The organism is Caulobacter rhizosphaerae, from assembly GCF_010977555.1.
Classification (GTDB): domain Bacteria; phylum Pseudomonadota; class Alphaproteobacteria; order Caulobacterales; family Caulobacteraceae; genus Caulobacter; species Caulobacter rhizosphaerae.
Map to the genome: position 1 here is coordinate 1,374,168 of NZ_CP048815.1, position 12,319 is coordinate 1,386,486.

General features: G+C 69.1%; 13 protein-coding genes. 5 read left to right on the top strand and 8 right to left on the bottom strand.

Annotated elements, in window-relative coordinates; translation table 11 throughout:
• Positions 1-6: 6 nt before the first annotated feature.
• Entirely contained in the window at positions 7-636 is a 630-nt protein-coding gene (locus tag G3M57_RS06415) for a PepSY-associated TM helix domain-containing protein (RefSeq protein WP_163229519.1), read from the bottom strand.
• 219 nt (positions 637-855) lie between these two features.
• Here G3M57_RS06415 and G3M57_RS06420 point away from each other — a divergent pair, with 219 nt between their 5' ends.
• A complete protein-coding gene (locus tag G3M57_RS06420) occupies positions 856-1,224 on the top strand; it encodes a response regulator (RefSeq protein WP_056762064.1) in 369 nt (122 codons plus the stop codon).
• Positions 1,225-1,297: 73 nt separating this feature from the next.
• Here the strand turns inward: G3M57_RS06420 and G3M57_RS06425 are convergent, their stop codons facing one another.
• Positions 1,298-1,639 (bottom strand): endonuclease domain-containing protein, encoded by a 342-nt coding sequence (locus G3M57_RS06425; RefSeq protein ID WP_163229521.1) that lies wholly within the window; start codon positions 1,637-1,639, stop codon positions 1,298-1,300.
• A 262-nt stretch (positions 1,640-1,901) separates the two neighbouring features.
• On the opposite strand from G3M57_RS06425, the gene G3M57_RS06430 reads away from it, so the two are divergent.
• A complete protein-coding gene (locus G3M57_RS06430) occupies positions 1,902-3,836 on the top strand; it encodes a M61 family metallopeptidase (protein WP_163229523.1) in 1,935 nt (644 codons plus the stop codon).
• Between the two features lie 321 nt (positions 3,837-4,157).
• Positions 4,158-4,664: a BamJ family beta-barrel-assembly machinery protein gene (bamJ, locus tag G3M57_RS06435; protein WP_163229524.1), complete on the top strand. Its 507-nt coding sequence runs from the start codon at positions 4,158-4,160 to the stop codon at positions 4,662-4,664.
• A 125-nt stretch (positions 4,665-4,789) separates the two neighbouring features.
• Here bamJ and G3M57_RS06440 read toward each other — a convergent pair whose 3' ends face one another.
• The 6 genes from G3M57_RS06440 to G3M57_RS06465 all read right to left on the bottom strand — a co-directional run bounded on the left by G3M57_RS06440 (position 4,790) and on the right by G3M57_RS06465 (position 11,085).
• Positions 4,790-5,866, bottom strand: coding sequence for an ISAs1 family transposase (locus tag G3M57_RS06440; protein ID WP_163229169.1), 1,077 nt, complete (start codon positions 5,864-5,866; stop codon positions 4,790-4,792).
• 93 nt (positions 5,867-5,959) lie between these two features.
• A complete protein-coding gene (gene rutA / locus G3M57_RS06445) occupies positions 5,960-7,024 on the bottom strand; it encodes a pyrimidine utilization protein A (RefSeq protein ID WP_056762054.1) in 1,065 nt (354 codons plus the stop codon).
• Between the two features lie 3 nt (positions 7,025-7,027).
• Positions 7,028-7,846 carry a pyrimidine utilization protein D gene (gene rutD / locus G3M57_RS06450; protein ID WP_163229526.1) on the bottom strand — a complete coding sequence of 273 codons (819 nt, stop codon included), beginning with the start codon at positions 7,844-7,846 and terminating at the stop codon, positions 7,028-7,030.
• Complete coding sequence (gene rutC, locus G3M57_RS06455) at positions 7,846-8,235, bottom strand: pyrimidine utilization protein C (protein WP_056762051.1); 390 nt, start codon at positions 8,233-8,235, stop codon at positions 7,846-7,848. Before rutC ends, rutD begins: the two co-directional genes overlap by 1 nt.
• A gap of 144 nt (positions 8,236-8,379) precedes the next feature.
• Positions 8,380-9,078, bottom strand: a complete 699-nt coding sequence (gene rutB, locus G3M57_RS06460; RefSeq protein WP_163229528.1) for a pyrimidine utilization protein B — start codon at positions 9,076-9,078, stop codon at positions 8,380-8,382.
• A gap of 372 nt (positions 9,079-9,450) precedes the next feature.
• Positions 9,451-11,085 (bottom strand): sensor histidine kinase, encoded by a 1,635-nt coding sequence (locus G3M57_RS06465; protein ID WP_244322631.1) that lies wholly within the window; start codon positions 11,083-11,085, stop codon positions 9,451-9,453.
• A gap of 253 nt (positions 11,086-11,338) precedes the next feature.
• On the opposite strand from G3M57_RS06465, the gene G3M57_RS06470 reads away from it, so the two are divergent.
• Together G3M57_RS06470 and G3M57_RS06475 are read left to right on the top strand one after the other, a co-directional pair.
• Complete coding sequence (locus tag G3M57_RS06470) at positions 11,339-11,638, top strand: hypothetical protein (protein ID WP_056762046.1); 300 nt, start codon at positions 11,339-11,341, stop codon at positions 11,636-11,638.
• 102 nt (positions 11,639-11,740) lie between these two features.
• Positions 11,741-12,202 (top strand): hypothetical protein, encoded by a 462-nt coding sequence (locus G3M57_RS06475; protein WP_057183911.1) that lies wholly within the window; start codon positions 11,741-11,743, stop codon positions 12,200-12,202.
• Positions 12,203-12,319: the final 117 nt, after the last annotated feature.

Consider the following 12,319-nt stretch of genomic DNA (forward strand, 5'->3'; position numbering starts at 1 on the left):
GACGCCTCACAGGTGGACGAAGAGGATGACAAGCAGCAGCGGGATCACCAGGCCGCCGGCCACCAGGGGCCAGGTCAGGGGGCGGGCCCGGGCGTGGAACTGCAGCAGGATCAGGCCGGTGACCGCGAACACCACGCAGGCCCCGGCGAAGACGTCGATGAACCAGCCCCAGGCCTTGCCGGCGTTGCGGCCCTTGTGCAGGTCGTTGAGCAGCGAGATCGCGCCACGCGTGGTTTTCTCGTGCTCCACGGCGCCGGTCGCGCGGTCGATGCTGATCCAGGCGTCGCCGCCGGGGCGGGCCAGGGCGACATAGACCTCCTCCTGCGACCATTCGCCCTCGCGGCGGGCGATGTCGGCGTCAACGGTCCTGTCCAGCCAGGTCTCGACCCGGATCGGCAGGGGATGCTTCCCCTCGGCCGGGCCCCTGGCCAGCTGGGCCAGCAGGTCGGCCGGCAGGGTGGCCTTGCGGTCGACGACCTTGGGCTGGGCCTCGATCTGGCCGGCGTGGTTCAGGGTGAAGCCGGTGACCGCGAACAGCAGCATCCCCACCAGGCTCAGGGCCGCGCTGATCCAGTGCCACTGGTGCAGCTGCTTGAGCCAGAACGAGCGGCTTTGCTGGGCGGGGGCGGTCTTCACGAAATCCGGGGCGCGAGGGTTTTGGGCTGAGCTTCAAGCCCATACTTGAGAACGACTTGCAAAAGCAAGCCTTCCCGCGCATCGGCGGCCACACGCGTGAGTTTTCCCTGGAAACAAAGGCTTTCTGGGGTTGCCGACTGCGACGATAGCGCACGGCGACGGCGCGATTTGGGCGGGCTAATCGTGCTTAACCAGTCGTTAAGCATGTCGGGGCGGACGTTGCACAAGATCCTAGTCGCGGAGGACGATATCCTCCTGGCCACCCTCCACGAGATCACCCTGCGCGAAGCGGGTTTCGACGTGCTGATCTGCCGCGACGGCGAGCAGGCGCTGGAGGCCATGGACGCCTTCGACCCGGACCTGCTGATCACCGATTTCCTGATGCCGCGCATGAACGGCGGCGACCTGATCCGGGCCACCCGCCGCCGGCGGGGCGCGCGCACGGCCGTGCTGCTGGCCTCGGGCCGCGACGAGCACCTGCTGCAGGACGACGAGCGCGGCGACGCCCGGCTGGAGAAGCCGATCTCGCCCGCCCGCCTGCTGGGCGCGGTGCGGGCGCTGGAGGCGCGGTGGCCGCAGGCGGCTTGAGGGGCTGCTACTTTTCCCTCTCTCATGGAGAGAGGGAGGGGCCCGCCGCCGCAGGCGGTGGGAGGGTGAGAGGTTACAGCCTGCCCGATCGAAGCGCGGCCAGGACGTCGTCGAGGACGCCAACGGGATCGGCCAGGACCCGTTCGTTGGGGAATCTCAGCACCGCATATCCGAATAGCTCCAGGGCCTGGGTGCGGCGTTCGTCGTAGTCCTCGCGACCTTCATGAGCGGGGCCGTCCAGCTCGACGATGAGCTTGCCCGACTCGCAGACGAAGTCGGCGAAGTAGCGGTCGATCGGGACTTGTCGCAGGAACCTGAAGCCGCCGACTCGGCGGTTGCGGACGAACTTCCACAGGGTTTTCTCGGCCAGGGTCTGGTTCGGGCGAAGGCACCGGGCGTTGGCGGTGGCGTCCATGGCGACAGCCTGGGAGCGCCTACGGGATCACGCAACCGAAGGAATCGGGATTTTCCGGCTAGCGGTGAGACCTCTCACCCTCCCACCGCTTCGCGGCGGGCCCCTCCCTCTCTCAAAGAGAGAGGGATTCCTGTCGCGGCGCCCAAAACACCGCCAACCGACGGTCCCCGCCACGGACGACCTCGACAAGCCCCGCTTTAGAGGAGAAGTATGCCGCCTTTCGTCGCGGGGAGACGCCCGCGCGTCGCATTGGGGTCGTTTGTTGAAAACGCTGTTCTTTACCGCCTCCGCCGTCGCCCTGTCCTTGAGCCTCTCCAGCGCCTTCGCCCAGGAGCGCGTCCCGGTCCAGGCCCCGCCGACCCCGCCGATCGCCGCCGCCCAGGACGTGGCCTATCCCGGCGTGCTGAAGCTGTCGGTCGACGCCACCGACCTGGACCGCAAGATCTTCCAGGTCCGCGAGACGATCCCGGTCGCCAAGTCCGGCCCGATGACCATCCTCTATCCGCAATGGGTGCCCGGCGGCCATTCGCCGCGCAACGACCTGGACAAGCTCGCTGGTCTCGTCATCACCGCCAATGGCAAGACCCTGCCGTGGACCCGCGACCCGGTCGCCGTCCACGCCTTCCACTTCGACGTGCCGGACGGTGCGACCGAGGTCCAGGTCAGCTTCCAGTTCCTGACCCCGGTGAAGTCCGACGTCGGCCGCATCCTGGTCACCGACGACATGCTGAACGTGCAGTGGCTGCAGCTGGGCTTCTACCCGGCCGGCTACTACACCCGCCGCATCCAGGTCGAGCCGACCGTCAAGCTGCCGGAGGGCTGGGGCTTCGGCACCGCGCTGGAGAAGGCCTCGACCGCCGGCCAGACCACCACCTTCAAGACCACCACCTTCGAGACCCTGGTCGACTCGCCGATGTTCGCCGGCCGCTACTACAAGCAGGTCGACCTGGATCCGGGCGCGGCCGTGCCGGTGCGCCTGAACATCGTCGCCGACAAGCCGGAATATCTGGAGATCAAGCCCGAGCAGCTGCAGATCCACCGCAACCTGGTGCAGCAGGCCTACAAGCTGTACGGCGCGCACCACTACGACCACTACGACTTCCTGCTGGCCCTGACCGACAAGATGGGCGGCATCGGCCTGGAGCATCACCGCTCCAGCGAAAACGGCGTCGTGCCCAAGTACTTCACCGACTGGGACAAGACCTTCGTCGGCCGCGACCTGCTGGCCCACGAATACACCCACTCATGGAACGGCAAGTTCCGCCGCGCGGCCGACCTCTACACCCCGACGCTGAACGAGCCGATGCGCGACAGCCTGATGTGGGTCTATGAGGGCCAGACCCAGTACTGGGGCAACGTGCTGGCCGCCCGCTCGGGCCTGCAGACCAAGCAGCAGGGCCTGGAGTCGCTGGCCGCCACCGCCGCCCTGTACGACACCCGCGCCGGCCGCAACTGGCGCAACGTGCTGGACACCACCAACGACCCGATCATCGCCAACCGCAAGCCGGCCTCGTGGACCAGCTGGCAGCGCAGCGAGGACTACTATTCGGAAGGCCAGCTGATCTGGCTCGACGCCGATACGCTGATCCGCGAGAAGACCGGCGGCAAGAAGTCGCTGGACGACTTCGCCAAGGCCTTTTTCGGCGTCGAGAACGGCTCCTACGTGCCGTTGACCTACGACTTCGACACCGTGGTCCAGACCCTGAACGGCGTGGTCCCGTACGACTGGGCGAGCTTCCTGAAGACCCGCGTCGAGGGGCTGTCGGAGCGCGCGCCGCTGGATGGCCTGACCCGCGGCGGCTACAAGCTGGTCTATACCGACACCCCGACCGACTTCTTCAAGGCGGCCGAGACCAAGGGCAAGATCGTCAATCTCAGCTACTCGCTGGGGATCACCGTCGGGGCCGGCGGCGTGCTGTCGGCGGTCAACTGGGACACCCCGGCCTTCAAGGCGGGGCTGACGGCCGGCGAGACCATCGTGGCGGTCAACGGCACGGCCTACAGCGACGACGGCGTCAAGGACGCCGTCAAGGCCACGGCCAAGGCCGACGCCCCGCTGGTCGAACTGCTGATCAAGGACGGCGAGCGCTACCGAACGGTCAAGATCGACTACCACGGCGGCCTGAAGTATCCGCGCCTGGAGCGGATCGAGGGGACGCCGGCGCGGCTGGATGATATCTACGCGCCGAAGAAGTAGGCGCTGGACGAAGGGGCCGCCGGCGGACATGCCGTCGGCCCTTTTTCATGTCTGCTCGTCACCCCACGCCCGTCATCCTCGGACTTGTTCCGAGGACCCCTAGGTCCGCCGCGTTGTCGGTCGGGTTGGTTCGCGATCTCACAGCCCCACGGATCGTCGTTCTTCGCGGCTGAAGCAGGGGTCCTCGGAACAAGTCCGAGGATGACGGGCGTTTGCTAGGGATGCTCCGAATATCGCGAGACGCCAACGCGACGGTCTTGATGCCGCCACGGGTTCCGTGAAAGACAGCGCAAGCTTCCGCTTCGAATGGACTGTCTCCGCATGAACCGTATCGCCGGCCTGGCCCTGGGCCTTTCCCTGCTCTCGAGCCCCGTCCTGGCGCAGGAAGCGTCCGCCCCGCCCCAGCTGGCGGCCGCCGTCGACACGAGCAAGACCCTGGCCGAGGGCCAGGCGTTCCTCGCCAAGAACGCCAAGGCGCCCGGCGTGGTCACCACCGCCTCGGGCCTGCAGTACAAGATCACCACCTCGGGCCCCAAGGCCGGCAAGTCGCCGAAGCTGGGCGACATCGTCAAGGTGCACTACGAGGGCAAGCTGCTGGACGGCACGGTGTTCGACAGCTCGTTCCAGCGCGGCCAGGCGGCGATCATGCCGGCCGACGGCCTGATCCCGGGCTGGCTGGAGGCCCTGCCGATGATGCATGTCGGCGACGAATGGACCCTGTGGATCCCGGCCAACCTGGCCTATGGCGAACGCGCCGCCGGCCCCATCCCGGCCAACAGCGTGCTGGTGTTCCGCCTGCAGCTGATCGACATGCTGGCGGTGGATTAGGGTTTCCTAGGTCCTCCCCCTGTGGGGGAGGCGGCGCGAAGGCGCCGGTGGGGGGCGTAGACCCACCTCAGCCAACTCCCCCCCCCCCCGTCGGCTGCGCCGACACCTCCCCCACAGGGGCAGGGCTATCGCATATGACCCAGGAGTGAGAGCAGGAAGGTTTCATCCCAGCCGGCGCGCTTGATCTTGGTCTTGATGGAGCCCTTGTCGGGGTGCTGTCGCAGGGTGTTGAGGGCGAGCTTTCGGATCAGGGCGAGGTTTTGCGGTGCGTTGTCCTTGCGGCTGCGCGAGGCGTCCTCCAGCAGGGCCACGTCGAGCACCCAGTGCAGCTGGTTCTCGATGGTCCAGTGGGTCTGGGCGACCTGGAGCATCCTTTCGGGGGACAGGAGCGTGGACAGCAGGAAGAAGCGGACGATGACCGGCTCGGGGGCGCCGGCCCGCTTGCAGTGGGTCTCCACGCGGGCGACGGCGGCCAGGCCGGGAAAGTCCATGTCCTTGGCGGGGACGACCAGGGCGGCGCGGCCCTCGATCCGGTCGTGGCCCTTGGCGGGGCCCTGGAGGGCCTCGTTGGTGGGATCGGCGGCGGCGAGCAGGGCCTGGGCCTTGGCCAGCAGGGTGGGTTGGTTGGCCTTCAGGGCCAGGGCGTAGTCGGCTCCGGTGTCCAGGATGGTCTGGGCGGTGTCGGCCCGGCAGTGCAGGGCGTCGGCGGTGACGATGCAGCCTTCCAGGCCCAGCAGGGCCAGGGCCTGCTGGGCGCCCAGCACTTCGTTGCGGCCCGGCGCCAGGCGCTGGCCGATCACCAGCCGGGCCTCGGCGGCCCAGACATTGACCAGATGCAGCGGCGAGGCCCGGCATCCGCGCTCATAGGCTCCGCGCAGAGCCTTGCCGTCGATCGCCACCACGCCCTTCAAGGCCCCGGCGAAGGCGGCGGTGAACTGGGCGAAGGCCGCTTCGAACGGCTCGGGCGCCAATCGGCGAAACACGCGGCTGAAGGTGTCGTGGCTGGGCGGACCGTGCTCCAGCTTCACCACCTGGCGCAGGAAATCCAGCTTGGCCCGCGCGAAGGCGGCCATGTCAGTGCAGTCTTCCGCCCCGCACAGCACCGCCGCCAGGGCCACGAACACCAACTCCAGAAGATCATGCCGAGCGTTCCTCGCCCGCGGATCCTCCATCGCCGAAAAACAAGCCGCGAACGTCTCCATCCGACCGTCTCCCTCTCACAAGGAGACACCCTCAGAATCCCGTTCGGACCAAAAATCCATATGCGATTCCCCTGCCCACAGGGGGAGGATCTTTCAAACCCCTGCCCGTGACGCCATCAGCGGCTGGACCCGCGTCCCGAAGTTCTCCACCCCCGCCACGAAGTCGTCGAACACCAGCAGCACGCCGGCCGTGCCCTCGACGGCGGCCACCTCGTCCAGCATCCGGGCGACGCTTTCGTACGAGCCCACCAGGGTGCCCATGTTGAGGTTGACCGCCGATTCCGGGGCGGCCAGCTGGGCGGTGTTGGTGGTCGAGCCGGCGGCGGCGTTGGGGGCGGCCTGGTTGGTCAGCCAGGCCAGGGCCTCCTGGTCGGCGCCGGCCCGGTAGGCCTGCCACTTGGCCATGGCCGCCTCGTCGGTCTCGTCGGCGATGATCATGAACAGGATGTAGGAGGCCACGTCGCGGCCGGTCTTGTCGGCGGCGGCCTTGAGCCGGTCGTTGACCCCGCCGAAGGCGGTGGGGGTGTTGGTCCCCTTGCCCAGGGCGAAGCTGTAGTCGGCGTACTGGGCCGTGAAGGCCAGGCCCTCGTTTGACGAGCCGGCGCAGATCAGCTTGGTCTCCTCCGGGTGCGGACTGACCCGGCAGTCGGTCATCTGGAAATACTTGCCCTTGAAGTCGCTGACCCCGGTGTCCAGCAGCTCGCGCAGCACGGTGGCGTATTCGGCCAGGTAGTTGTAGCGGTCGGTATAGTGCTGCTCGCCCGGCCACAGCCCCATCTGGTCGTATTCGGCCTTCTGCCAGCCGGTGACCAGGTTGATGCCGAAGCGGCCCGGGGCGATGGAGTCGATGGTCGAGGCCATGCGGGCCACGATGGCCGGGGGGATGGTCAGGGTGGCGGCGGTGGCGAAGATCTTGATCTTCTCGGTCACGGCCGCCAGGCCGGCCATCAGGGTGAAGCTCTCGAGATTGTGCTCCCAGAACTGGGTCTTGCCGCCGAAGCCGCGCAGCTTGATCATCGAGAGCGCGAAGTCGAAGCCGTATTTCTCGGCCTTCTGGACGATCGCCTTGTTCAGCGCGAACGACGGCATGTACTGCGGGGCCGCCTCGGAGATCAGCCAGCCATTGTTGCCGATCGGAATGAAGACGCCGATTTCCATGGGTTATTCCCCCCGTTGAAGGTCGCCGCCGAGAAAGCTCAGCAGGCGTGAATTGAACGCTTCCGCCGCGGTGACGGTGAAGCCGTGGCCGCCCCAGGGGGCGATGTCGAGCGTGGCGTTGGGCAGGCGCTCGGCCAGGCGGCGCGAGCAGGCCAGGGGCACCAGCATGTCGTCGGCGCTGGCGCTGACCAGCACCGGGCAAAGGATGCGTTCCAGGTCGGCGTCGATGTCGAAGTGGAGCAGGGCCTGGATGCGGGCCCGCATGACGTCCGGGTCCGGGAAACCGTGGATGTGGTGGACCTCCTCGGCCTCCAGCCGGGCGTGGTTGGCGCTCAGCCAGTCGGCCGGATAGAGGAAGATCGGCTGGGCGTGCACATAGGCCGCGATGCCGGTGTTGTTCAGCAGGGCCAGGCGGGTGTCGAAGCAGCGCTTGATGTGCGGGTCGGGCCGCGACCAGCCGTTGACCACGACCAGCTTGTCGATGCGGTCGGGGTGGTCCAGCGCCAGGGCGAGGCCTGCGTTGCCGCCCGCCGCGTGGCCGACCACGTGGGCGCGCTCCAGGCCCAGGGCGTCCATGACCTTGACGATGTCCTCGCCCATGGCGGCGACCTTGTAAGGCCCGGCGGGCAGTTCCCGCAGGCTGCGGCCCGTGCCGCGATGGTCGTACAGCACCACCCGGAAGCGGCTCAGCAGCGCCGCCATCTGCGGCGCCCAGAACGCCCCGGAACCGCCCAGGCCGGCCGACAGGATTACCGTCGCGCGGCCGGCCGCCGGTCCGCCGTGGACCTCGTAGTACAGGCCGTCGACGGTCCCGGACTGCATCAGCGCTTGCCGATGTGGGCGACGCTGGCGATCTCGACCACGAAGCCGGGCTTCACCAGGCCGCACTGGATGCAGTAGCGGGCCGGCTTGTCGCCGGGGAAGTACTCGGCATAGACCTTGTTGATCGTCTGGTAGTTGGACCAATCGGTCAGGAAGATGTGGTTCATGGTCACGTCGTCCATGGTCCCGCCGGCGGTCTCGATCACCGACTTGATGGTCTCCAGCACCTGGCGGGTCTGGGCCTCGGCGTCGTCGGGGAAGGCGACGTTGTTGTCCTTGTCGAAGGCCAGGGTGCCCGAGACATAGACGATCCCGTCGGCCAGCGTGCCCGGCGAGAACGGGGCGATGGGCGTGCCCGTGCCGGGCGGGATGATGACGGTCTTGGGCATATCTCGTTTTCCTTAGTGTTTGCGAGGCCCTGCGTCCTTCGAGGCCGCTTCGCGGCGCCTCAGGATGAGGAATTCAGAAGGCTCAAAAGGTCCTCATCCTGAGGCGCGAGGCGTAGCCGAGCCTCGAAGGACGCACGGCGCTGGTCACGCGCCTTCCCGCTGCCCGACCGCTCCCTTGAAATCGGCCGTGGTCGAGACCCAGCCGAAGAACGTCTCGATGTTGTAGAGCGCCGCCTGCTGGACGAACTCGGGACCCGCCTGGTGGGTCGCGTCCTCCAGCACTGTGCCGAAATATTCCAGGAAGAAGCCGTCGCGCAGGGTCGACTCCACGCAGACATTGGTGGCGATGCCGACGAACACCAGGTGGCGCACGCCGCGCGAACGCAGCACGCTGTCCAGCTGGCTGTTGAAGAAGCCGCTGTAGCGGGTCTTGTGCAGCTGGATGTCGCCCGGCTGAGGCTTGAGCTCGTCGACCAGCTCGTAGTCCCAGGTGCCGCGCGCCAGCAGCTTGCCCTGCAACTCGGGCCGGGCGCGCATGGTCTTCAGGGCGTTGGACTTGTGCCAGTTGGGCGAGCCGGGGCCGCCGGCCTCGACATAGTCGCTGTCCCAGCCGTTCTGGAAATAGATCACCGGCATGCCCGCGCCGCGGGCCACGTCCAGCACGCCCTTGATCTTGTCGATCACCGCCGCCGCGCCGCTGATGTCGAAGCCGGCCAGGTCCAGATAGCCGCCGGGCGAGGCGTAGGCGTTCTGCATGTCGATGACGATCACCGCGGTCTTGTCGACCGGCAGGGCGATCGGCTCGGGCCGGGCCGGCAGCATCAGGGCGTCGGGTGTCGTCATGGGCCCAATCCTTGCGCGGGACCTTCCCCACGGGGTGAGCGACGCAGGTAAGACCATCGCGAAGCCGGGCGCAATCGATCGATGATCGGCGAACCGCAATTGCCCCGCCGGGCGCCTAAGTCTTGGGCTAATTCAGAAACGACTTACTAAATGTCGTCCTGCTTCAGGGGCTGTCGGCCGCCTTCGACGCCGAGCTCCACCCTTTCCGCCGTCATTCCGGGCCTTGTGCCCGGAACCCCTTCGTCCGCCGCAGATGCGGATGTGTGGCGCGCGAGCGCGCCAAGGCGCTTCACGTGTGAGCTGAACCAGGGGTTCCGGGCACAAGGCCCGGAATGACGAACGTTCAGGGAGGCGAGTTCGACCCGGCTGACCCTAGACGTCCCGCCCTTCGGCTTCCTCCTCGTCCGGCCGGCGCAGCGACAGGGTCAGGACGCAGACCAGGCCGCTGGGCCGGTAGTCGGCCCGCGCCTCGCCGGCCAGGTCGGACTTCAGGGTGGCGGCGATCAGGCGCGAGCCGAAGCCCTTGCGGGCCGGCGGCGAGACGGGGGGGCCGCCGCGCTCCTCCCAGTGCAGGGTCAGCCGGTGCGGCGCGCCGGGGTCGACGTGCCAGACCACCGTCACCGCGCCGCCGGGGAGCGACAGGGCCCCGTACTTGCCGGCGTTGGTGCCCAGCTCGTGGAACACCATCGACAGGGCCAGCGCGGCGTTGGGCGTCAGGGCCACCGGCGGGCCGGCCAGGATCGTCCGGTCCAGATAGGGCTCGAGGGTCTCCTCCAGGATCTCCTGGAGGTCGGCGCCCTCCCAGACGCTCCGGGTCAGCAGGTCGTGAGCGCGGGCCAGGGCCATGATGCGCTCGTTGAAGGCCTGGAGGCCGGGCGTGTCGGCGGGCCGGCCCAGGCTTTGCCGAGCCAGGGACTGCACCGTGAACAGGGTGTTCTTCACCCGGTGGTTCAGCTCGTTGATCATCAGTTGCTGGCGCTGGTGGGCGCGCAGCTCCTCGGCCTCGCGGGCCCGTAGCTGGACCGACGCGTCATGCAGGGCCGCCCGCACCTCGGCGATCTCCTGGAAGCGATCCCCGATCGCGGCGATCTCCTCGCCCGCCGCCACGGCCTTGGCGTCGGCGCTCAGGCCGCGCACGGCCGCTGAAATGTCCTGCGAGACCGTCAGGGCCACCGCCACTCCGATGATCAACAGCACCAGGCTGGCCAGCGTCAGTCCGCCCACCGACGACCAGTTGGCCCGGCTCAGCTCGGTCCGGGGCACGCCGACGATGAAGGCCCAGCCGCTGGTGGGCGATCGGCTGAAGGCCGAGAGGGTGGGCGTGCCGTCCAGCGTATGGCTCAGCGCCACGCCCTCGCTGCCCCGCGCCATGGCCTGGCGCATCTCGCCGCTGACCTGGCGGCCCTGGAAGCGCTTCAGATCCTTGGAGCGCGCCACCACCGAGGCGTTGCGGTCGACGATGCTGGCCGTCCAGCTGGGCGGGATGTTCTGGTTGGCGAAGATCGTCGCGAAGGCCTCGGGCGTCTGGATATAGGCCAGGTCGCGCAGCTGGCCGTCGACGATCACCGGCATGTCGATCGACACGAAGGCGGGCGCCGAGCCGTCGTCCTTTCGCACGATCAGGTTCGAGACCGAGGTGCGGCCCGCGCGGATGGTCCGCCAGCGGTCGTCCGGGAGGCGGGCCCGGGGCAGGGGAGCGCCGGGGGACAGGCGGGTGTTGACCAGTTGCCGGTCGCCGTCGATCAGCACGATCCAGCCGTCGCCGCCCTGCACGGCCGCCCGGGCCTGGCGCTCGAACGCCGGAATGTCGCCGGCGATCAGGGCCGGCGACACCGCCAGGGTCTGCAGGACGCTCTGGCCCTGGCCGATCTGCCGGTCGGTGGCCAGCACCAAGGCGCGGGTGGTGGCGATCAGCTGCCGCTCATACCGGGCCCGGCTCTCGCCGAACTCGGCGCGGGCCAGCAGCACCATGAACAGCACGGCCGGCAGCACCAGGCTGAGCGCCATCAGCAGCAGCCGCCGGCGCACCGTGCCGGCGGCGGGCGAGAGCGACGACGATGCGGGGGTGGAGGCGACCGGGTCTGGCAAGGCGAACGGGCTCATCCTGCGGGCTGGACGCAACAGAAGGCCGCCGCCGCGCCGGGTCAAGCGGTTAGCCGACAGAGCGCTGAAGGGGCGATGGAGCAACCTTTGGCGGCCCGCGGGGTTCCCTGACCACCCACGGCAAAGATGTCGGGGACCTTTTGGGAGACTTCACAGCATGCGTATCGTGACCATCGCGGCCGTCGCCGCCCTCGCCATCGGCGCCGCGGCCTGCCAGCCCAAGGCTGAAAAGGCCAACGAAGCCGCCGCCGACGCCACCGCGGCCGCCGCCTCCAGCCAGCAGGCCGCCGACGCCGCCGCCCAGGCCGCCAACGCCAGCACCACCGCCGCCCAGACCGGCGACACGGCCGGCGCCAAGGCCGCCGGCGACACCGCCGCCGCCGCAGGCGACACCGCCGAGAAGGCCGGCGACCAGGCCAAGGACGCTGGCCACGACGCCAAGGACGCCGCCCACTAGGGCGTTCCATCCAGCTTCTCGAGAAGGGGCCGGCTCCGCCACGCGGGGCCGGCCTTTTTCATGCGGGCGGAGCGAAGGCCGGGCGGGCCGCGTTGTCCCTCCATGCCCAAGACACGCCCCCAGACCCGCAAGCCCCGCCGCAAGGCGACGTCCGCCGGCGCCTTCGCCCTGGCCAGCGCCAGCGCCGAACTGGCCCTGGCCTCGCTGCGCGTGATCGACGCCCGCGCGCCGATGATCGTCGCGGCGGTCCGCGACCCGATGCGCGGCGACTATGCCGAGCTGACGCGGATGGTTTCCGAGAAGCCGCTGGCCTTCGCCCAGGGCGCGGCCGCGGCGGGCCCGGCCTGGCTGGCCATGGCCGCGGAGTCCAACCGCTACCTGGCCCAAGCCTGGAACTGGAAGGCGCCGCGGGCCGGCCTCGCGCCGGCCCTGGACGCCTCGCTCGGCGCGATGGCCTTCTGGGCGCGGATGATGTCGCTGGGGGTGGCCTGGCAGTCGGCGATGCTGGCCCCGATCCACGCCGCCGCCACGGCCAACGCCCGGCGCCTGGGGGGCAAGACCTGACGGAACCCGGCGCCGCGCCGCGTTTTTCCCCTAGCCGCGCGCCAGAAATGGCCCCCATCCTGGCGGCGGATCAACCCGAAGGCGACGCAGACCGCCTCGGACCGCGCGAGGAGACCC